The organism is Arthrobacter sp. GW460-12-1-14-TSB2 (assembly GCF_059423525.1).
In genome coordinates, this window is the sequence record NZ_JBWKYC010000005.1 from 175,141 (window position 1) to 194,331 (window position 19,191).

General features: G+C 66.7%; 19 protein-coding genes. 12 read left to right on the forward strand and 7 right to left on the reverse strand.

The window, feature by feature from the left end; translation table 11 throughout:
• The first annotated feature begins 41 nt into the window (after positions 1 to 41).
• The 3 genes from nirB (at position 42) to AC07YR_RS09590 (ending at position 4,560) form a co-directional block, all read left to right on the forward strand.
• The gene (gene nirB, locus AC07YR_RS09580) at positions 42 to 2,579 is read left to right on the forward strand and encodes a nitrite reductase large subunit NirB (protein WP_494733843.1); all 2,538 of its coding nucleotides are present in this window, start codon (positions 42 to 44) and stop codon (positions 2,577 to 2,579) included.
• Positions 2,576 to 2,893, forward strand: coding sequence for a Rieske (2Fe-2S) protein (locus tag AC07YR_RS09585; RefSeq protein WP_494733822.1), 318 nt, complete (start codon positions 2,576 to 2,578; stop codon positions 2,891 to 2,893). Before nirB ends, AC07YR_RS09585 begins: the two co-directional genes overlap by 4 nt.
• A 206-nt stretch (positions 2,894 to 3,099) precedes the next feature.
• Positions 3,100 to 4,560 carry an amino acid permease gene (locus tag AC07YR_RS09590; RefSeq protein ID WP_055804706.1) on the forward strand — a complete coding sequence of 487 codons (1,461 nt, stop codon included), beginning with the start codon at positions 3,100 to 3,102 and terminating at the stop codon, positions 4,558 to 4,560.
• Positions 4,561 to 4,747: 187 nt separating this feature from the next.
• On the opposite strand, the gene AC07YR_RS09595 is transcribed toward AC07YR_RS09590, so the two are convergent.
• Positions 4,748 to 5,470: a dienelactone hydrolase family protein gene (locus AC07YR_RS09595; protein WP_494733823.1), complete on the reverse strand. Its 723-nt coding sequence runs from the start codon at positions 5,468 to 5,470 to the stop codon at positions 4,748 to 4,750.
• Positions 5,471 to 5,593: 123 nt separating this feature from the next.
• Positions 5,594 to 5,770, reverse strand: a complete 177-nt coding sequence (locus AC07YR_RS09600) for a CsbD family protein (RefSeq protein ID WP_011693098.1) — start codon at positions 5,768 to 5,770, stop codon at positions 5,594 to 5,596.
• A 154-nt stretch (positions 5,771 to 5,924) separates the two neighbouring features.
• On the opposite strand from AC07YR_RS09600, the gene AC07YR_RS09605 reads away from it, so the two are divergent.
• The 5 genes from AC07YR_RS09605 (at position 5,925) to AC07YR_RS09625 (ending at position 10,155) form a co-directional block, all read left to right on the forward strand.
• Positions 5,925 to 6,398 carry an SRPBCC family protein gene (locus tag AC07YR_RS09605; RefSeq protein ID WP_055804701.1) on the forward strand — a complete coding sequence of 158 codons (474 nt, stop codon included), beginning with the start codon at positions 5,925 to 5,927 and terminating at the stop codon, positions 6,396 to 6,398.
• Positions 6,398 to 7,075, forward strand: a complete 678-nt coding sequence (locus tag AC07YR_RS09610; RefSeq protein ID WP_494733824.1) for a pentapeptide repeat-containing protein — start codon at positions 6,398 to 6,400, stop codon at positions 7,073 to 7,075. Before AC07YR_RS09605 ends, AC07YR_RS09610 begins: the two co-directional genes overlap by 1 nt.
• A 151-nt stretch (positions 7,076 to 7,226) precedes the next feature.
• Positions 7,227 to 8,456 (forward strand): thiolase family protein, encoded by a 1,230-nt coding sequence (locus AC07YR_RS09615; protein WP_494733825.1) that lies wholly within the window; start codon positions 7,227 to 7,229, stop codon positions 8,454 to 8,456.
• A complete protein-coding gene (locus AC07YR_RS09620) occupies positions 8,456 to 9,280 on the forward strand; it encodes an enoyl-CoA hydratase/isomerase family protein (protein ID WP_494733826.1) in 825 nt (274 codons plus the stop codon). Before AC07YR_RS09615 ends, AC07YR_RS09620 begins: the two co-directional genes overlap by 1 nt.
• 2 nt (positions 9,281 to 9,282) lie before the next feature.
• Positions 9,283 to 10,155, forward strand: a complete 873-nt coding sequence (locus tag AC07YR_RS09625) for a 3-hydroxyacyl-CoA dehydrogenase family protein (protein WP_055804692.1) — start codon at positions 9,283 to 9,285, stop codon at positions 10,153 to 10,155.
• A gap of 51 nt (positions 10,156 to 10,206) precedes the next feature.
• On the opposite strand, the gene AC07YR_RS09630 is transcribed toward AC07YR_RS09625, so the two are convergent.
• Positions 10,207 to 10,647 (reverse strand): SRPBCC family protein, encoded by a 441-nt coding sequence (locus AC07YR_RS09630; RefSeq protein ID WP_494733827.1) that lies wholly within the window; start codon positions 10,645 to 10,647, stop codon positions 10,207 to 10,209.
• A 36-nt stretch (positions 10,648 to 10,683) separates the two neighbouring features.
• Between AC07YR_RS09630 and AC07YR_RS09635 the strand changes: the two genes are divergently transcribed.
• Positions 10,684 to 11,292 (forward strand): GNAT family N-acetyltransferase, encoded by a 609-nt coding sequence (locus tag AC07YR_RS09635; RefSeq protein ID WP_494733828.1) that lies wholly within the window; start codon positions 10,684 to 10,686, stop codon positions 11,290 to 11,292.
• Here AC07YR_RS09635 and AC07YR_RS09640 read toward each other — a convergent pair.
• Positions 11,289 to 12,104, reverse strand: a complete 816-nt coding sequence (locus AC07YR_RS09640) for an SGNH/GDSL hydrolase family protein (RefSeq protein WP_494733829.1) — start codon at positions 12,102 to 12,104, stop codon at positions 11,289 to 11,291. The genes AC07YR_RS09635 and AC07YR_RS09640 overlap by 4 nt on opposite strands.
• Before the next feature lie 196 nt (positions 12,105 to 12,300).
• Here AC07YR_RS09640 and AC07YR_RS09645 point away from each other — a divergent pair, with 196 nt between their 5' ends.
• Together AC07YR_RS09645 and AC07YR_RS09650 are read left to right on the forward strand one after the other, a co-directional pair.
• Positions 12,301 to 13,014 carry a tyrosine-protein phosphatase gene (locus tag AC07YR_RS09645; RefSeq protein ID WP_436058467.1) on the forward strand — a complete coding sequence of 238 codons (714 nt, stop codon included), beginning with the start codon at positions 12,301 to 12,303 and terminating at the stop codon, positions 13,012 to 13,014.
• A gap of 19 nt (positions 13,015 to 13,033) precedes the next feature.
• On the forward strand, positions 13,034 to 15,517 hold the full coding sequence (locus AC07YR_RS09650) for a trypsin-like serine protease (RefSeq protein WP_494733830.1): 2,484 nt from the start codon (positions 13,034 to 13,036) through the stop codon (positions 15,515 to 15,517).
• Positions 15,518 to 15,530: 13 nt separating this feature from the next.
• On the opposite strand, the gene AC07YR_RS09655 is transcribed toward AC07YR_RS09650, so the two are convergent.
• The 3 genes from AC07YR_RS09655 to AC07YR_RS09665 all read right to left on the reverse strand — a co-directional run bounded on the left by AC07YR_RS09655 (position 15,531) and on the right by AC07YR_RS09665 (position 18,330).
• A complete protein-coding gene (locus AC07YR_RS09655) occupies positions 15,531 to 16,751 on the reverse strand; it encodes a globin domain-containing protein (protein ID WP_494733831.1) in 1,221 nt (406 codons plus the stop codon).
• A 144-nt stretch (positions 16,752 to 16,895) separates the two neighbouring features.
• On the reverse strand, positions 16,896 to 17,768 hold the full coding sequence (locus tag AC07YR_RS09660) for an anti-sigma factor (RefSeq protein WP_494733832.1): 873 nt from the start codon (positions 17,766 to 17,768) through the stop codon (positions 16,896 to 16,898).
• Entirely contained in the window at positions 17,755 to 18,330 is a 576-nt protein-coding gene (locus AC07YR_RS09665; protein ID WP_494733833.1) for an RNA polymerase sigma factor, read from the reverse strand. Before AC07YR_RS09665 ends, AC07YR_RS09660 begins: the two co-directional genes overlap by 14 nt.
• Before the next feature lie 234 nt (positions 18,331 to 18,564).
• On the opposite strand from AC07YR_RS09665, the gene AC07YR_RS09670 reads away from it, so the two are divergent.
• Positions 18,565 to 19,158 carry a ferritin gene (locus tag AC07YR_RS09670; RefSeq protein ID WP_494733834.1) on the forward strand — a complete coding sequence of 198 codons (594 nt, stop codon included), beginning with the start codon at positions 18,565 to 18,567 and terminating at the stop codon, positions 19,156 to 19,158.
• Positions 19,159 to 19,191: the final 33 nt, after the last annotated feature.

Consider the following 19,191-nt stretch of genomic DNA (forward strand, 5'->3'; position numbering starts at 1 on the left):
ACAAGACGCAGCCCAAGTCCCAGCACAAAGGACAGCACAGGATGCCCGGGCCCGTTCCCGCGGTGAAAGGCAAGCGGCCGCCGGGAACACCGGACGCCCGCCGTCGGCTGGTGGTGATCGGCAACGGCATGGCCGGTGCCAGGGCTGTGGAGGAGATCCTGGCGCGCGGCGGGGCCGAGCAGTTCACCATCACCATGTTCGGCGACGAGCCCTACGGCAACTACAACCGGATCATGCTCAGCCACGTCCTCTCCGGCGAGGAAAGCGACGCGGACATCTTCCTGAACTCCCTGCACTGGTACCAGGACAACAACATCACGCTGCACGCCGGGGTCCGGGTGGAACGGATCGACCGGTTCACCAAGTACGTCTTCGCCAACAACGGCCACGTGGTTCCCTATGACGTGCTGATCATCGCCACCGGCAGCCAGTCGTTCATGCCGCCGATGGACGGCCTCTACACCCCCAGCGGTTCCATCAAGCCCGGCGTCTTCACGTTCCGCACCATCGATGACACCCGCAACATGGTGAAGCACGCGCAGGTCGAAGACCATCCCTCGGACAGGCGCCGCAGGGCCGTGGTCATCGGCGGCGGACTGTTGGGGCTCGAAGCCGCGCGCGGGCTCCAAAGCCACGGCATCGACGTCGACGTCGTGCACTCCGGTGGGCACCTCATGAACGCCCAGATGGGGCCCGACGGCGGAGCGATCCTCCGCCGGAGCGTCGAGGCCCTGGGCATCCGGGTGCACACCGGGAGCCGCACCACAGCGGTCCTGGGCACGGATAAGGTCACCGGCGTCCGGCTGCGGGACCGGCCGGACATCGACTGCGACATGGTGGTGGTGGCCGCCGGCATCCGCCCCAACGTGGATATCGCCGTCCTGAGCGGACTGCATGTTGAACGCGCCATTGTGGTGGATGACCAGCTGCGCGTGGTGGACGAGGACGACATCTACGCCGTGGGCGAATGCGTCCAGCACCGAGGGGAGGTCTACGGGCTGGTGGCGCCGCTGTGGGAGCAGGCCGTGGTGCTCGCCAACCACGTCACGGGCGCGGACTCCGCCGCGGCCTACCTCGGCTCCCGGATCGCCACCAAACTCAAGGTTGCCGGCGTCGAAGTCGCCTCCATGGGCCTGCAGGGCCCCGAACGGGAGACGGACGAGCACATCGTGTTCTCCGAGCCCAGCCGCGGGGTGTTCAAGTCCATCGTCATCCGGGACAACAAGATGGTGGGCGCCACGCTCCTCGGTGACAGCCGCAAGGTGGCCTACCTGACCCAGGCCTTCGACAAGGGGCTGCCGCTGCCGGAGGAGCGGATCTCGCTGATGTTCGATTTGGGCGGCCCCGGGGAGGAACAGGGCGTGGCCGAGCTCGGCGACGACGCGCAGGTCTGCAACTGCAACGGCGTCAGCAAGAAATCCCTGGTGGATGTGGTCAAAGGCGGGTGCAACACCGTGGCCGGAGCCATGGACGCCACCAGGGCCGGCAAGGGCTGCGGTTCCTGCAAGCTGCTGGTGAAGCAGGTGGTGGAATGGGCGGCCGACGGCGACGTGGCGGAGGACCCGGCCGCCAGCTACTACGTCCCGGGCATCCCGTTGGACAAGCCCTCGCTGATGGCGGCCATCCGCAAGCAGGGGCTCCGCTCTGTGTCTTCTGTGTTCGCTGCGCTGGCGCCGGGCAGCGCGGAGGATGCGAAATCCAAGATGGGCCTGGCATCGCTGATGAAGATGATGCTCGGGGACCAGTACATCGACGAGCGGGACGCGCGGTTCATCAACGACCGCGTCCACGCCAACATCCAGCGTGACGGCACGTTCTCCGTGGTGCCGCAGATGAAGGGCGGCGTGACCTCCGTGCAGCAGCTGCGCCGGATTGCCGACGTCGCCGAAAAGCACAACATCCCGCTGATCAAACTGACCGGCGGGCAGCGCATCGACCTGCTGGGGGTGCCCAAGGAGGACCTGCCGCAGGTCTGGGCGGACCTGGACATGCCGTCCGGCTACGCCTACGGGAAGAGCTTCCGCACGGTCAAGACATGCGTGGGCAAGGACTTCTGCCGCTACGGAACCGGCGATTCCACCAGGCTCGGCATCGACATCGAGTCACGGTTCCAGGGAATCGAGGCGCCGGCCAAACTTAAGCTGGCGGTGTCCGGCTGCCCGCGGAACTGCGCCGAGTCGCTGGTCAAGGACGTCGGTGTGGTTGCCGTGGAAGGCGGCCGCTGGGAAATCTATGTCGGGGGAGCGGCCGGCGCCCACATCCGCAAGGGCGACTTGCTGGCCACCGTTGACGACCCTGAGGAGGTCAAGGTGCTGACCGGCCGGTTCATGCAGTACTACCGGGAGAACGCCAACTGGCTGGAGCGCACTTACGCGTTCGTGCCGCGGGTGGGCATCGACCACATCCGGGCAGTGGTGGTGGACGATGCCGAGGGCCTTGCAGCCGGGCTGGACGCCGCCATGCAGGCCTCCGTGGACAGCTACGTGGATCCATGGACCGAACGCGACGATCCGCTCACGCCCGGACAGTTCCGCACCTCGCTGCCGCTCACGGTGCTGCCCCAGGTCCCGGTCCGATGAGCGCGGGATTCAACCTCGGCCCCGTCGAGCAGGTGCCGTTCGGGGAGGGCCGGGCGTTCGGCGTCGACGGCGAACAGGTGGCGGTGTTCCGGCTCCGCGACGGCAGCCTGCGGGCGCTGTCAGCCGTCTGCCCGCACAAGGGCGGTCCGATCGCGGACGGCACCATCGACCAGAGTGTGGTGATCTGCCCGCTGCACCAGAATGCCTTTGAGCTGGACACCGGCTGCTCCACCACCGGCGCCGAACCTCTGACCAGCTATGACGTCCAAATCGACAATCACCAGAATATTATTCTGCGAACATCCGTCAGGTAGGTGAATTAGTTCGGCATAACTCCTTCCAGCTGTTGTCTGCGTCACTGATGGTTCTGCGGGCCTTGTAAACTGGGGAGGCCGCGCGAACTTCGACGCCTTGTGGGTTTTGTCCAGATAATTGCCCCAAACGGGGGATAAACCCGAATTATCTGTACGAAAACTCCGCGTTCCTGAGCCGGCCATCCCCCGACCCACAAGGAACTGTTGTGCCACAAAGTACCCCCACAGAACTCGAGAGCCCGACGGTGCAATCCACCGTCGTCGACTCCACCCTCAGCGCCGAGGGCTACAAGAAGTCCCTGAGCGGCCGCCAGGTCACCATGATCGCCATGGGCGGCGCCATCGGTGTCGGCCTCTTCATGGGCGCCGGCGGACGGCTGGCCTCCACCGGCCCCGCGCTGATCTTCTCCTACGCCATCGCGGGTGTCATCGCGTACCTGCTGATGCGCGCGCTCGGCGAGCTCATCATGTACCGCCAGACATCGGGTTCCTTCGTCAGCTACGCCGGCGAAATGTTCGGCAAAAAGGGCGCATACCTGTCCGGCTGGATGTATTTCATCAACTGGGCCATGACCGGCATCGCCGAGCTCATCGCGATCGGACTGTATTTCCAGTTCTTCTTCCCCAACGTGCCCGTTGAACTGTCCGCCATCGCAGCGCTGCTGCTGCTGGTGGGCGTCAACCTCCTGAGCGTCAAGGCGTTCGGCGAATTCGAATTCTGGGCATCCTGCCTCAAGGTGGGCGCCATCCTCATCTTCCTGGCCGTGGGCACCTTCATGGTGGTCACCAACGCCCAGGTGGGCGACGGCCACGCATCGGTCAACAACCTCTTCGCGGCCGAAGGCGGAATGTTCCCCAAGGGCGCGCTCGTCATGATCCTGGTCCTGAACGCCGTGATCTTCGCCTACAACGGCATTGAACTCGTCGGCATCACGGCCGGCGAAATGCAGGACCCTGCCAAGGAAGTCCCCAAGGCGATCCGCGCCGTCGTGTTCCGCATCGTCGTCTTCTACGTCGGTTCCGTGACCCTCCTGGCCATGCTGCTGCCGTCTGACCAGTACGTGGCCGGCACCTCGCCGTTCGTCACCGTGTTCGGCCAGATGGGTCTCGGCTGGATGGGCGACGTCATGAACATGATCGTCATCACCGCCGCCCTGTCCTCCTGCAACTCGGGCCTGTACTCGATCGGCCGGATCTTCCGCACCATGGCCAACAACGGCCACGCCCCGGAGTGGCTGACCCGGATGTCCAAGAGCCACGTGCCGTACGCCGCCATCCTGGCCATCGGTGCGGTGTACCTCGTGGGCATTCTGCTCAACATCTGGCTGGGCGGCTCGCACGCCTTCGACCTGGCGCTCAACTCGGCGTCGATCGGCGTGATTTTCACCTGGGGTGCCATCTTCGCCAGCCAGATCGCGCTGCGCAAGAAGAAGGGCAAGGTCTCCTCGCTGCCTGCGCCGGGCGGAACCTGGAGCAGCTGGGCCGGCCTGGTTGCCCTGCTGGCCATCACGGTGCTGATCGGCTTCGACACCATGACCAGCAAGACCGGCGAGGTCTTCCACCTCGGCCTCTGGACCCTGGCCACCATCCCGTTCTTCGCCCTGGTGCTGTGGCTCGGCTGGCAGAAGGTCAGGAACAACGAACCGAAGAGCGAGCTCTTCAGCTAACGCTTGTCACCAAGGCAGTACGACGACGGCGGCGGTCACCTTCCACGGTGGCCGCCGCCGTCGTCGTTCCCGGGTGTGAGCGCGAACGGACACTTGAGGCCCTTGTGAGAAGCGCGAACGGACACTTGAGGCCCCTGCGCAGGGGCCTCAAGTGTCCGTTCGCGCCCGGGGGTCAGTCCTTCAGGTCCTAGTCCCTCAGGTGCCGGGCGAAGTGGTCTTCGATCCGCTGCCAGGCTTCCACCGCAGCTTCCGGGTCCGGCTTGACGCCCATGACCCGGAACAGCGGCCGCAGCAGGCGGGGGCCTTCCTCGGCGTCGTTCATGAACGCGTGCCCGGCGCCGTCGAATTCCTTGATGTCGTGCTCGATGCCCAGCTTGTCCAGCGCGGTTTCCAATTTCGCCGCTGCGCCGGGCAGGGAGCGGTCCGCCTTGCCGAAATTGCCCACCACGGGGCAGGCGCCGAGCAGCGCTTCTTCCGGGTTCTTGGGCAGCCTGCCGTAATTGACGGCCGCGGCGTCGAAACCGTCCTTGGCGATCAGCAGTGCGAAGCCGCCGCCCATGCAGAAGCCGATGACCCCGATCTTGCCGTTGGTGCGCCCCGACTCTTCCAGCCAGTCCCGCGCTGCGGCCAGGTCCGCGAAGGCTTTGCCCGATCCGGACAGGAGCGAGCGCATGGTGGAGACCAGGCAGCGCCGCGCTCCGCCGTCGCTGAAGAGGTCCACCGCCAGGGTCAGGTACCCGGCGGCTGCCAGCCGGTCCGCTTGGCGTCGTGCAATATCGTTGAGGCCGAACGCTTCATGGATCATCACGACGGCGGGAAACGGGCCCGTTCCTGCGGGTTCCGCCAGGTATCCGCGGAGGTTGCGGGAGCCCTCTGGAGTGCCGGGCCCGCGGAGGTCGATAATCGTCATGGGGCGGACCTTCCGTTGGCGGTTGCTATCCACCCGAGAATCTCACAAAAACGGCGGGCATCCCCCAAAGGAATGCCCGCCGCGTTGCCCGCGGCAGCGGCCGAAGCCACCGCCTGGGATGCTCTAGTCTCTTTTGAACTCGTCCTTCACGTTTTCGCCAACTTTCTTGGCGTCAGCAACAACCTGGTCCTTCTGACCCTCTGCGCGCAGACGGTCATTGTCCGTGGCGTTGCCGGCCGCTTCCTTGGCCTTGCCGCCGAGGTGCTCTGCTTCGTTCTGAATTTTGTCGCCGATACCCATGGTGTATTCCACCTCTCGTTGCCGGTTAAAAAACTAAGCGGTTTCACCATAACACAAAGCATGCTTACTAATTCAAGAGTGAATCCACCACGTGGGACGGTCCGGTCGGCGTCGCCCGTGACGGTTGTCGGCGATGCCGGATAGGCTCGAAGGCATGGACCACAAGACCACCCTCACGCGTCACGTCAATGCCCGCCCGGACAAAGTGTGGGCCGTGATCTCGGACATCCCGGGCTCCGCTGCCACCCTCTCAGGAGTCGACTCTGTCCAGATGCTCAGCGAGGGAGGGTACGGCGAAGGCACACGGTGGAAGGAAACCCGCACCATGATGGGCCGGGCCGAGACTGTGGAAATGTGGGTGTCCCAGGCCGAACCACCGTCGTCCGCCAGGGCCGGCACCACTACCGTCAAGGCGCTCCAGGGCGGCGCGGATTACACCACGCGGTTTATTCTTGCCGAGCGCGACGGCGGGACGGACCTTACGCTGACCTTTGGCGCCCAGGTGGTCAAACCCACCGTCCTGAGCAAGGTCATGATGGCCCTCTTCGGCAAGATCGGCATGAGCATCACCCGGAAGGCGCTCGCCAAGGACCTTGCCGACATTGCGGCCAAGGCCGAGTCCCTCTGATGGCGGGCAGGCAGGCCGCAGGAAAAGCGCCCAAGGTGACAGCGCCCCGGCTCTCACCGGTGAGGCTCGAGGAGCTCAGGGATGAACCCGCCCCGGACTTCCAGCGGGGTGAGCGGTATGACGGCCTCAGGTTCAGCCGAGCCGACGCCGACGGCCTTGAACTGAGCGGCACGGACTTCGCCGAGTGTGAATTCGAAGGGGCCTCATTCAACGAGACGCAGATGCGCGGAGCGACGTTCCGGGACTGCATCCTTGCCGACGTCTACGCCCCGGTGTTTACCGCCGCGCGGGCCACGCTGCGTGATGTGGAGATCGGCAATCCCCGGTGGGGTTCCGCGGAGCTGTACGAGAGTGGCTGGACCTCGGTACGGATCGACGGCGGAAAACTGGACTACGTCAACCTCCGCGGCTCCAGGCTGACCGACGTGCAGATCAGCGACTGCATCATCAACGAGCTGGACCTGGGCTCCGTGACGGGTACCAGGGTGGCGCTGAAGAACTGCACTATCGGCACCCTTGACCTTGCCGGCGCGAAGCTCAAGGACTTCGACCTGCGCGGCACCGACTTCCGGACCATCAATGGACTCGAGAGCCTGGCCGGCGTGGTGATCGACGACTACCAGCTGAGCCTGCTGGCCCCGCTCCTGGCAGCGCATCTCGGCGTCACCGTTCTCTAGCCTCCGGAGGGGCGGGGGCGGGTTGCTGCGTAATCCGGTTGACCCCTTGCGGCCGCAGTGTAATCTTTATAGAACGAACGGTCGGTAAATTGAGCCCCGTGCTCTGGCCGCCGCAGATGACATTGCCGTTAATCGCGTGAAGGGTGTTTCCATGGCCTCATCAGTAGCAGGACCGCAGGCATTTCTGGTGGGCGGTGCCCGGACACCGGTGGGCCGCTACGGAGGCGCGCTTTCCGCCGTGCGCCCGGACGACCTTGCCGCCCTCGTGGTCCGCGAAGCCGTCACCCGCGCAGGCCTTGACCCCGATTCGATCGACGAGGTAATCCTCGGCAACGCCAACGGCGCCGGAGAGGAAAACCGCAACGTGGCCCGCATGGCCACCCTGCTCGCGGGCCTGCCCCTCCACATCCCCGGCATCACCGTTAACCGGTTGTGCGCCTCCGGCCTGAGCGCCATCATCATGGCCAGCCAGATGATCAAGTCCGGCGCTGCGGACATCGTGATCGCCGGCGGCGTGGAGTCGATGAGCCGGGCGCCCTGGGTGCAGGAAAAGCCGCAGACGGCCTTCGCCAAGCCCGGCGCCATCTTCGACACCTCCATCGGCTGGCGCTTCGCCAACCCGCTGTTCCAGAAGGGCGAGCTGTCCCGCGACGGCAAAATGACCTACTCCATGCCCGAAACGGCCGAGGAAGTGGGCCGCGTTGACGGCATCTCCCGCGAAGACGCCGACGCCTTCGCCGTCCGCTCGCACGAACGCTCGCTCGCGGCCATCGCCGCCGGCCGGTTCAAGGACGAAATCGTCCCCGTGACGGTCAAGACCCGCAAGGGCGAAACGGTGGTGGACACCGATGAAGGCCCCCGTGCCGGCACCACCATGGACGTCCTCGCCGGGCTCCGCCCCGTGGTCAAGGGCGGCTCGATCGTCACCGCAGGCAACTCCTCCACGCTGAACGACGGCGCCTCCGCCATCATCGTCGCGTCCGAAGCGGCCATCCAGAAGCTCGGCCTCACCCCGCGGGCCCGCATCGTGGACGGCGCCTCCGCCGGCTGCGAACCAGAGATCATGGGCATCGGCCCCGTCCCCGCCACCCAGAAGGTGCTGGGCCGGAGCGGCTACAGCGTGGGCGACCTCGGCGCCGTCGAACTCAACGAAGCCTTTGCCACCCAGTCGCTGGCCAGCATGCGCCGGCTCGGTCTGGACCCGGAGATCGTGAACCGCGACGGCGGCGCCATCAGTCTGGGGCATCCGCTCGGTTCCAGCGGCTCACGGATCGCCATCACCCTGCTGGGCCGGATGGAACGCGAGGACGCCAAGATGGGCCTCGCCACCATGTGCATCGGCGTCGGCCAGGGCACCGCGATGCTGCTGGAGCGCGTGTAATGGCGGCCCCGGAAAGCGCGAACGGACACTTGAGCACCACTGACTTGAGCACCACTGACTTCAAAACCCTCCTCGTCGAGGAGCGTGACGACCGCGTGGTGGTGCTCCTCAACCGCCCCGAGGTCCGGAACGCCATCGACCAGCAGATGGTGGACGAACTCCACGCCGTCTGCGCCGCGCTTGAGCAGAACCCCAAGGTGCTCATCATCGCCGGCACAGACGGTGTGTTCGCCTCGGGTGCGGACATCGCCCAGCTGCGTGAACGGCGCCGGGACGACGCCCTCCAAGGCATCAACTCCACGATCTTCGTCCGGATCGCCAAGCTGCCCATGCCCGTCATTGCGGCCCTGGACGGCTACTGCCTGGGCGGCGGCGCGGAGCTCGCCTACGCCGCGGACTTCCGGATCGGCACGCCCAGCGTGCGCATCGGCAATCCGGAGACCGGCCTGGGCATCCTCGCCGCGGCCGGCGCAAGCTGGCGGCTGAAGGAACTGGTGGGCGAACCCGTTGCCAAGCAGATCCTGCTGGCCGGCCTGGTGCTGCGTGCTGAGCAGGCCCTCGCCGTCAACCTCATCACCGAGATCCACGAGGCACCGGTGCTGATGGACGGCGCCCACAGCCTCGCCGACCGTATTGCGCGACAGGATCCTCTGGCCGTGCGGATCACCAAATCCGTGTTCCACGCACCGGCCGAGGCGCACCCGCTGATCGACCAGCTGGCACAGGGGATCCTTTTCGAATCCCAGGCGAAGTTCGACCGGATGCAGGCTTTCCTGGATAAGAAAACAGCCAAGAATTCAGACCAATCAGACGGGACGAAGTAACCATGGGCAATTCCGTACTTCCGGCGGGCCTTCCCGCAACTGTGGGCGTCCTCGGCGGCGGCCGGATGGGGGCGGGCATCGCCCACGCCTTCCTGATCAACGGTGCCAACGTCCTGGTGGTGGAACGGGACGAAGCCTCGGCCGAAGCCGCCCGGGAACGCGTGGAGTCCGCCGCGGCCAAGAGCATCGAGCGCGGCGCCACGGACGGCAACCTTGACGAGATGGTCTCCAGGCTCTCCGTCACTGTTGACTACGACGACTTCAAGGACCGCCAACTGGTGGTGGAAGCCGTTCCGGAGGACTGGGACCTGAAGGTGGCGTCGCTGCGCGGAATCGAGGAGCGCCTAGCCGCAGACGCCTACCTCGCCTCCAACACGTCCTCGCTGTCCGTAAACGGACTGGCCCAAGAGCTTAAGCGTCCGGGGAACTTCCTGGGCCTGCATTTCTTCAACCCGGTTCCGGCGTCCACGCTGATCGAAGTGGTGCTTGGCGAGCGGACGTCACCGGAGCTGGCTACCGCAGCGAAAAGGTGGGTCGAGGCGCTCGGCAAGACCGCCGTCGTCGTCAATGATGCTCCCGGTTTTGCCTCGTCACGCCTGGGCGTGGCCATTGCCTTGGAAGCGATGCGCATGGTGGAGGAAGGCGTCGCGTCCGCCGAAGACATCGACAACGCCATGGTGCTGGGCTACAAGCACCCCACCGGACCGCTGCGGACCACGGACATCGTGGGCCTGGACGTCCGGCTGGGCATCGCGGAATACCTGCAGTCGACCCTGGGGGAGCGCTTTGCTCCGCCGCAGATCCTGCGCGACAAAGTGGCCCGCGGCGAACTGGGACGGAAGACCGGCAAGGGCTTCTTCGACTGGCCGGCCTAGCGTCCGACGGCGGCGTTCCCGCCTGGCGTGGGCGGCTGAGCGCCCGGCTGCCTAGTGCCCCGCCCGCGCGTCGAGCGCGGACTTCAGGCCGTCCAAGGCGGGATCCCGCAGTGACATGAATGCCGGCTTCATGAACGGTTCGATGATCCTCAGGGCACCCTTGAGCTGGAACTCCGCCGTGTACTTCACCGTGCAGCCGGTCCCGTCGGGTGTGACGTCGATGGAGTCCTCGGAAATGACGGTCTTGTTTTCGCCCCGCAGCTTGATGTGGTTCCGGGTCAGCTCCACCACCTCGTAGATGAGCGTCTGCCGTTTGCCCCGGAATTCGGCTTCGGCGTGGTACCGGTGGCCCACGGCGACGGGACCCTCGGAGAGCTTCTTGACCACCGGGGTCCCGGGATCCCATTCGGCGGTGTTCTCGAACGCTGACAGGTAGGTGAAGGCTTCCTCTGCCCGGAGGGGAGAGCTGACGGTTCCCGCTACTGTGATCATGCCGACAGCCTAGCCGCTGCGCCCTAGGATGGTGCGGTGACTTCCATTGAACCCATCACGCTGACCGGTCAACACGTCGTCCTCGAGCCGTTGAGCCACGCGCATCACGACGGCCTGGTGGAGGCTGCCCGGGACGGTGAGCTCTGGAAGCTCTGGTATACGAGCGTGCCCACCCCGGAGGGCATGGCTGCAGAGATCGACCGCCGGCTCGGACTCCAGGAGCTGGGCTCCATGCTCCCGTTCACCGCGCGCCTTTTTGACCCGGCCACCGGCGGTCCCGGCCGCGTGATCGGGATGACCACGTACATGAACATCGACGCCGCCACTCCCCGCGTGGAGATCGGCTCCACCTGGAACGCGGCTTCTTCGCACGGCACAGGGACCAACCCGGACTCCAAGCTGCTGCTCCTGCGGCACGCCTTTGAAACGCTGGGTTGCCCCGCCGTCGAGTTCCGGACGCACTGGCTGAACCACCAGTCCCGCGAAGCGATTGCGCGGCTTGGAGCTAAACAGGACGGCGTGCTGCGCAGCCACACCCGGACCGCTGACGGGCAGCTCCGGGACACCGTGGTGTTCTCGATCCTGGAGCATGAGTGGCCCATGGTCCGGGCCAGCCTGGAGTTCAGGCTGGCCAAGCAGCGCTAGGGGGTTGGCGTGGAGTAGGCTCCAGCTTCGGCCAGGGCCAAGTTGTAATTGTGATAACCGGTCGCGTTGGGGTGGAAGGCTTCTATTGGACCCGCTCCGGGGCCGTTGATCCACGGAACAAGGGAGTTTGCGGCGTGGTCGGCGAATTCATCTGTTACGTCGACAAATTCTGCTTCAGACGTGTCTGCCGCCCTGGCTATGGCTCCGTTAAGCTCAGCGATTGCAGTATTGACGGTCGTCATAAAAACAACCTCCTGCGGCGTCGTGCCGTTCCTGGGGTCGAACAAATACGGATAGCCCGTGAGGACTATTTTCGCTTCGGGGGCTTGAGCACGCACGGCCTCCACCATGTCAACCACGCGGCCTTCGACTTGGCCGATCATGGCGATGGCCGATCCAAAGGCCTCAGCACATTGAATGGATGCTGGGTCAGGCACGCAGGTGAAGAGGACTGCCGTTGAATTGATGTCGTTTCCACCTGCAGTGATGGTCACGAGAGTGATGCCAGTGTTCAGTCTCTTCAACTGTTTTGTAGTGACATCCGCTATGGTCGCGCCGCTACAGGCCGCATTGGCGGCCAGAAGGACGGACTTGCTCTCGTCTGCTTCGGCTGGGTAACCGTTCTCGCTGCGGTAGCAATCCAGGTCCTGATACGAGCCCCCTCCCACCCCGGCGGCGTATGAATCGCCCAATGCAACGTAGGCAGTCGGGCGGGCGGCTTCAGCCGGCACCGCCAGCCCCAGAGCCAGCGCCAGTGTTGCCAAGCCGGCCGCGAATGCCGCGCGCCGCCGTCGTAATTTCCGGTCACTCATCAGTTTCCCCTTTGTTCTGAACTGTGCACCGGGGCTGCGGAGCCACGGGCCGCGGCCAGGCCGCAAGTACGCCCAACGGTACGCTGACGCCTGCCCGCCGGACACGGGCCGGAGTACCCGTTTATTGGCCGGACGCCACTCTAAACTTCAGCCGTTACGCGTGCCGGATGTCGGGGGTCTGTGGTTAGCTGTCTGGATGGAACAGCCTGGACAGCCCGTGCACTGGGACGGAGCCGTGAACGCCTGGCGCATTTCGGGCAGCGTCTTCCGCATGGGGCGCCGGGAATGGGTCACCGAGTCGGGCTGGAAACAGGCGTACGACGACGGCGTCCGCACCGTGATCGACCTCCGGAACCCGTCGGAACAAGGGCTGAGGGACACCGACCCCGAGGTGAGCGCGGAGGTGCTGGCGGCGTTCGACGTGGTGCACGCCCCCACCGAGGACCCGCACCACCCGGAGTTCAAAGAACTATGCTTCCCCTACTTGAACGATCCGGCCTGCTACGCGGCCAACGCCCGGCTGTTCCCGGACAAACTTGCGGCCGTCTTTAGGTCGATAGCCGCGGCCCCCGCCGGCGTAGTGATCCACTGCTCGGCCGGGCGGGACCGCAGCGGAATGATCGCCGCCATGCTCCAGGATCTCACCGGTGCCGGAGACCACGAGATCGTGGCCGGCTACCAGGCTGCCATGCGGGGCATCAACGAACGCCACCGGACAGTCGGTCCGCCCCACAAACATGAGCGCTACCTGGATGAGGACGCTTTGGTGCCACTACTGGAGAAACGCGGCGGCGGAGCCCTGAAATTCGTCCGGGGGCTGGACACCCGAAACTACCTGTTGCGGCACGGGATCACCCCGGCCGAGTTGGCTGCCATCCAGTCGCGGCTGGCAAGCAGGGTGACGACGTGAACACACTATGGGGGACACCTTGACGCTTCATTCCGGCCGGCATCCGTTCAACCGCGCCCTGGCACTGGCCGCAACGGCCTCCCTGGCGTTCGGCGCCACCTTCCTCGCGGTTCCCGCCGTCGCCGAGTCCGGTCCTCCGGTCCCCGATCCTTCGGCATCGGCTCCGGTTTCGACGTCGGCGCCCGCCGCGGGCGGTTCCGCACCCGCAATCAGCGACGCAGGCCTGACGGAGGCCGTTCTCCGCGACCTGGGCATGACGCTGGAACAGTTCAACGCGGCCGGTGACCAGGGCAAACGCGCGGCCGACGCCGTTGCCTCCCTGCGGGCGTTGCCCGGCTATGTGGGAATCAGCTTGAAAAACGGCCGGATTGTGGTCGAAGGGGGCGGTCCCGAGCTTGAAGCCCGGGTGGCTGAACTGAATGCGGCCGGACCTGGCGATTTTGTGCTGGTGGCTGCCATGACGACTGCGGCATCCGCGCCGCCTGTCGCCGCTGCGCAGACTGTCGCCGCTGCGCCGCCTGTCGCCGCTGCGCCGCCTGTCGCCGCTGCGCAGCCTGAGCCGGCCGCCCCGGAACGTGTCGCGGCCAGCACCGACCAGCTGTTCAAGGACTACGTCCGCGAGGTGGGTGCCGAAGGCCTTCAGGCGGTGGCCTACGCCAACGGCAGCTTTGTGATCCGCACTGGCGGCACCAACCAGCCGGAAGCCGATGGCACCCCGGCGAACCCCATGGCTCCCGGAACCCCAGCGAGTTCGCCCTCGCCGTCGGAATTCGTGGCGCGCTACACCAACGTCCGGCTCGAGCAAGGCGCACCGCTAGCCCCCGAGGAGGACCTCTTCGGCGGGCAGGGCTACGTCCTCAACAACGGCATCATCTGCTCCGCCGGCTATGGCGCATACAGCCCGGAGGGTGAGCCGCTGGTCCTCACAGCAGGCCACTGCACCGAAGACGGCACCCTTTCCACGGCAAACCTGGAGCGTCCGGCATCACCGGCAAACACACTGCTGGGTGCCCTCGGCTTCAGCCAGTTCGGCGGGCCGGGCAACTCCTGGATCACCGGAGACGAAGCCAACCCCGGAAACGTCGGCACGGACATCGCGGTCATTGAGGGCATCCGGCCGGGCGTCGAGGTCCAGCCAGCAGCCAGCCGCTGGGACGCACCCACGGATCCCGGATCCACGGCCGTGAAGATCATCGGAACCGCCTCGCCGTCGCCGGGGCAGGCAGTCTGCCGCTCCGGCCGTACGGCCGGCTGGTCCTGCGGCACCGTGGACGAGGTGGGCATCTACGTCGTGGGCGGGTTCACCACGGACCCGGCCGACCTCCGGGCCTTCCGCGGTTTCCTGTCCACCTCCGTGCAGTCCAGCGGCGGCGACTCCGGCGGACCTTGGATCAGCGGCAACTTCGCCGTCGGCACGCACTCCGCGGGGGACCAGGTGGTTGCCGGCCAGCCGATCAACAACTTCGCCGTGGCCACCACCCTGGAGGACGCCATGACCCGGCTTCCCGGCGTCCAGCTCCAGCTGTTCCTCAACAAACCCTCCCTCACGAGTCCGGCTGACGGCGCCGGTGTGGCGCTCGGCCAGCCCATCACCGGGCAGGTCCCTGCGGCCCCGGCCTCCGCGGTAGCCGCCGGTTCTAAGGTGCGCATCACCGTGCCCGGCGAGGCGCCGATGGACGTCCCCGTGGACGCCTCGGGGCAGTGGCAGTTCACCGCTCCCTCCCCGGCGGGCCGGCTGCGATTCACAGCGGAAACCGTCAACGGCTTCAGCCATTCCGGCGCCAGCTCGTTCGACGTCACGGTGCTGCCGGCGGAGCTGCCGGCACCCGTCATTTCGACGCCGGGAGAGGCCGCAGCACTCACGGCAATCGAGCGCATTGCAGGAACCGGAACCCCCGGTGCCAGGGTGGAGCTCTCCGGTGACGCCACCGGGCAGGCGGTGGTGGGGCCCGACGGCACCTGGACCGTTCCCCTGGCCGGTCCCGCACGGTTCGGTACATTCACCGTCACGGCAGTGCAGACCGCAGGGGGAGCCGCCGACAGCCCGGCGGCAAGCCGGACGTTCACGGTAGTGCCGCCGTCGCCCGCGGTTGCGAACGTCCAGAACGGCCAGCATTTCGCCCACGACGCGGTTCCCCAGCGGATCACCGGTTCAGCGCTCAAGGGCGCGGCGGTGACCGTCACAGTGGACGGCGCCGCAGCAGTGCAGACCGCTGCGGATGGCACGTGGAGCTCGCTGGTTCCGGCGGGGCTCGGGGCCGGAGCCCACACGCTCGCGGTCAGCCAGACGGTCGACGGCGTGTCCTCGGCGCCGGTGAACCTCACCTTCGTGGTTGACCCGGCGCCCGTGATTGTTCCCGCCGCGATCACCCCGGCGGGCGTTTCGGGTCAGCTGCCGGCCACCGGCGCCGACGGCCTGCTCACTGCGGCCGGCATCGGGGCGGGCGTACTGCTCCTCGGCGGCGCCGCGCTGGTCCTTGCCAGGCGGCGCTCCCGCCGCTGAGCCGTCCTCCAGGCTATTGGAAGTCGGCCAGCCAGAGGTCCGGACCGAAGACTTCGTACTGGATGTCCTTGGCCGGGACACCCCGGGCAACCAGCGCACTCCGGACGGACTTCAGGAAGGGCAGGGGGCCGCAGAGGTAATATTCGGCGTCGTCCGGCAGTTCCACCGCGTTGACATCCATGAACCCCTTGAACGCCGACGCACTTTCGGTTCCGGACGCGGCGGATGAATCACCCGGCTCGAGGAGCCAGGTGTTCAACGACCCGTCCGTTAGCTTCGCCAGGTCCTCGGTGACCTGGGCCCGCAGCGGGAACGACGACGGCGTGTCATCCGCGTGAAGGAGCACGACCTGGCGCTGGGAGCCGGACTTCACCAGATGGGACAGCATGCCGGCCATCGGGGTGATGCCGATGCCCGCGCTGGCCAGGACCACCGGTCGGTCGGTGTATTCCAGGACCACGTCACCGAACGGTGCCGAGAGGACCACCTCGTCACCCTCGTGGATCTCGTTGTGGAGCAGGTTGGACATCTCGCCGTCGGGTGTCGGCAATCCATGGACGCGCTTCACCGCGAACTGCCGGTGGTGGCCGTCGTCGGCCTTCGTGAGGCTGTACTGCCTCGGCTGGTGCACGCCGTCGTGCATCAGCATCTTGATGGTGACGTACTGCCCCGGCAGGGAAGGCTTGACGTCCCGCTCGTCGGTCCGTTCCACGATGAACGTGACCACGTCGTCGGTTTCCTGGATCCGCCGGGCTACGCGCCAGGTCCGCCAGATCGTCTCGGGCGAGAGGTGCACGGCGTTGTAGAGGCCGCGTTCCTTGTTGATGAGCATGTTGGCCATGAGCCAGTAGACCTCATCCCAGGCGGCGGCCACGTCGGGAGTCACGGCATCTCCGAGCACGTCCACGATGGACCACATCAGATGGTCGTGGACCACCTGGTACTGGTCCGGGGCCAGGCCCAGCGAGACGTGCTTGTGGGCGATCCGGGACAGCAGATGGTCCGGTAGCTGATCGGGTTTGTCCACCAGGAACCCGGCGAACGCGGCAATGGACCCCGCCAACGCCTGCTGCTGCCGGCCGTCCGCCTGGTTCCCCCGGTTGAAAAGGCCGTCCTGGAGGTCCGGACGCGCCTCGAACATGTGCTTGTAGAACCGCTTGGCAATCTCCTCGATGTGCTCGCCAACTACGGGCAGCGTTGCCTTGATGACGGGAGATGCAGTGTCTGAGAGCATGTTTGATCCCTTCCGGTCTTGCCGGTTGCAGGCGGTGTTTCGTCGCTCGGCACAGCAAACGTAGCAGTCCCGGCCGTTCCACTTCCGGGCCGAGCGGCCCTTCATTGCACGGGAAAACGGGTGTAAGGCACGACGGCGTGCGGCTCAGTTTTCCGCGGCCAGTTCACCACGGGCGATGCTGTCCGAAGAATGCGCCGGGTTGCCGTCGAACGGCTCGTTGGACACATCCACGATGGGATATTCCGCGAGGTCGAGTCCGGCGGGGAGGGCGAAAACGCCGGGCTCACCGTCCAGCACGCCAAGGCTGACGAGCTTGGACAGGTCCGGCGAAATCACCCAGACCTCCCGGAACCCGCTGATCTGGCCGTCGGAGAGCTGGACCACCAGCTGTCGCGTGCCGTCCGGAAGCTCCTCCACCAGGGCCTTGCCGGTGGACGTGTAGGACGCCAGCGGCTGCAGCGGGGCCTGGGCGATGACCACGGGCTGGGGAGCGGTGGGCGAGGGTGAGGGACCCGCTTGCGGGCCCTGACCGAGGACGTTGTAGCCGGCCCACACTGCGGCAGCGCCCACTACGATCCCTGCAGCGGCTGCCATCGCCACCCAGCGCCGGGCACCCGCGCCGGTCCGAGGGGAACCGGATCCAGCGGAACCAGCCTCTCCTACGGAGCTTGCCGCCGTGCCCTCGGTCCGGGGACGGAGCGGCGTCGGAGGGGTGACCGGTGTCGCGGAGCCCGCCGTCGTCGTCGTGCTGCCCGCGGCGGCCTGCCGGCTCAACGGGTCCTCCGCCTGATCGGGGGAGAGGCCCAGTGCCTGATGGATGGCTGCCCAGTTGCGCGGGCCGGGCGTGGCCAGTTCCACCCGGGCGGGATCCACCGTGGCGGCGCGCACGGTGCGTTCCAGGGCCGCGAGGGTGCCGGAACATTCACTGCAGAACGCGAGGTGGTCCGCCTCTGCGGGGGTCAGGGCGGGTTCGCCCAGGGCCATCAGGCTCAGCTGCTCGTCGTCAAGATGCTTCATGGCCCACCTCCAGGCGGGTGCGCATCCGGGAGAGGCTGCGCCGGATGTGGCTCTTGACCGTACCGAGGGGCAGTTGAAGGCGCGACGAAATCTGGTCGTGCGTGAGGTCCTCGTAGAACGCCAGCTTCATGATCGCCTTCTGTGGATCGCCCAACCGGTCCAGCTCTTCCTCCAAGGTTATGCGGTCGGCCACGGCTTCCACGTCGGCTGCCGGCGGCATGGCGACCCGGTCGTCACCCACGAACTGCACTGCGGCGTGTTCCAGCTCCTGCCGGCGCATCCGCGCGGACAATGCGTCGGAAATCGCGTTGCGGGTGATCCCCACCAGCCAGGCAGGCAGGCGGGCGGCTTCCGGCCGGTAACTGGCGCGTGATTTCCAGGCGCGGATAAAGACTTCCTGCGTGACGTCGTCGGCCGCTGAGCGTTCCCCCAGCGACCTCAGCGCCAGGGTGTACACCAGCGGACTCAGGCGCCGGTAGGCCTCGGCGAGGGCCGCTTCCTGGCCGGACGCGAACGCATGATCGAGAGCAGCGTCCCAATCATGCGGGCCGGCAGGCGTCATCGATGGCTCCTTCGAGCGGCAGTGAGACCTGTGGAACCACATTATGCCGTGCCCGCTGACGGTCCGCCAGAGAGTCGGCCAGGGGCTCCGCCGGGGAGCCCGCCGGAGAGCGGGGCCTTGACCGCCGCCGCCGCAGCGGAGCAAGCTCAAAGAAGGCCCTCCGGCAACCCCGGGCCGAGCAGAGCCTCCGTGCCGCAGGTCCTCAGCCCTGAAACCCGATTCCAGGAGAGCCCCATGAGCACCACAACATTCAATGACCTGCTCGCCAAACAGGTGGGCAACGAGTTCGCGGCATCCCAGCAGTACATCGCGATCGCCGCGTGGTTTGACGGGCAGGACTTGCCCAGGCTTGCGAAGCACTTCTACCGGCAGTCGCTCGAGGAACGGAACCACGCGATGATGATGGTCCGGTACATTCTGGACCGCGGCATCAGGATCTCGATTCCGGGCGTTGAGCCGGTCCGGAACGATTTCACCTCGGCGGAAGAACCCCTGGTCCTTGCCCTGGCCCAGGAAATTGAAGTCACGGACCGCATCAAGGAACTCTTTGCCGCGGCCCGGGCGGAAAACGACCCCCTGGGCGAACAGTTCATGCTCTGGTTCCTCAAGGAACAGGTGGAAGAGGTCGCATCCATGTCCACGCTCCTGAACGTCGCTCGCCGGGCGGACAACATGTTCGACGTCGAGATGTTCCTGGCCCGTGAGCGGGTAGGGGACGCCGGCGGCGGGCACGGCGGCGGGGGCGGCGGCCACCACGGGCACGGCGGCGGCCATGGCGGCGCAGGCCATGACGCCGGAACGCCGGAAGCGGCGGGCGGAGCGCTCTGAAGCACACCGGCGGGGGGGGGGGGGGGGGGGGGG

Bases quoted from the DNA above. Each gene is read 5' to 3' on its own strand.
- nirB (WP_494733843.1), top strand. From the start codon at position 42: ATGCCCGGGCCCGTTCCCGCGGTGAAAGGCAAGCGGCCGCCGGGAACA.
- AC07YR_RS09585 (WP_494733822.1), top strand. From the start codon at position 2,576: ATGAGCGCGGGATTCAACCTCGGCCCCGTCGAGCAGGTGCCGTTCGGG.
- AC07YR_RS09595 (WP_494733823.1), bottom strand. From the start codon at position 5,470: ATGACGATTATCGACCTCCGCGGGCCCGGCACTCCAGAGGGCTCCCGC.
- AC07YR_RS09600 (WP_011693098.1), bottom strand. From the start codon at position 5,770: ATGGGTATCGGCGACAAAATTCAGAACGAAGCAGAGCACCTCGGCGGC.
- AC07YR_RS09605 (WP_055804701.1), top strand. From the start codon at position 5,925: ATGGACCACAAGACCACCCTCACGCGTCACGTCAATGCCCGCCCGGAC.
- AC07YR_RS09610 (WP_494733824.1), top strand. From the start codon at position 6,398: ATGGCGGGCAGGCAGGCCGCAGGAAAAGCGCCCAAGGTGACAGCGCCC.
- AC07YR_RS09615 (WP_494733825.1), top strand. From the start codon at position 7,227: ATGGCCTCATCAGTAGCAGGACCGCAGGCATTTCTGGTGGGCGGTGCC.
- AC07YR_RS09620 (WP_494733826.1), top strand. From the start codon at position 8,456: ATGGCGGCCCCGGAAAGCGCGAACGGACACTTGAGCACCACTGACTTG.
- AC07YR_RS09625 (WP_055804692.1), top strand. From the start codon at position 9,283: ATGGGCAATTCCGTACTTCCGGCGGGCCTTCCCGCAACTGTGGGCGTC.
- AC07YR_RS09630 (WP_494733827.1), bottom strand. From the start codon at position 10,647: ATGATCACAGTAGCGGGAACCGTCAGCTCTCCCCTCCGGGCAGAGGAA.
- AC07YR_RS09640 (WP_494733829.1), bottom strand. From the start codon at position 12,104: ATGAGTGACCGGAAATTACGACGGCGGCGCGCGGCATTCGCGGCCGGC.
- AC07YR_RS09645 (WP_436058467.1), top strand. From the start codon at position 12,301: ATGGAACAGCCTGGACAGCCCGTGCACTGGGACGGAGCCGTGAACGCC.
- AC07YR_RS09655 (WP_494733831.1), bottom strand. From the start codon at position 16,751: ATGCTCTCAGACACTGCATCTCCCGTCATCAAGGCAACGCTGCCCGTA.
- AC07YR_RS09660 (WP_494733832.1), bottom strand. From the start codon at position 17,768: ATGAAGCATCTTGACGACGAGCAGCTGAGCCTGATGGCCCTGGGCGAA.
- AC07YR_RS09665 (WP_494733833.1), bottom strand. From the start codon at position 18,330: ATGACGCCTGCCGGCCCGCATGATTGGGACGCTGCTCTCGATCATGCG.
- AC07YR_RS09670 (WP_494733834.1), top strand. From the start codon at position 18,565: ATGAGCACCACAACATTCAATGACCTGCTCGCCAAACAGGTGGGCAAC.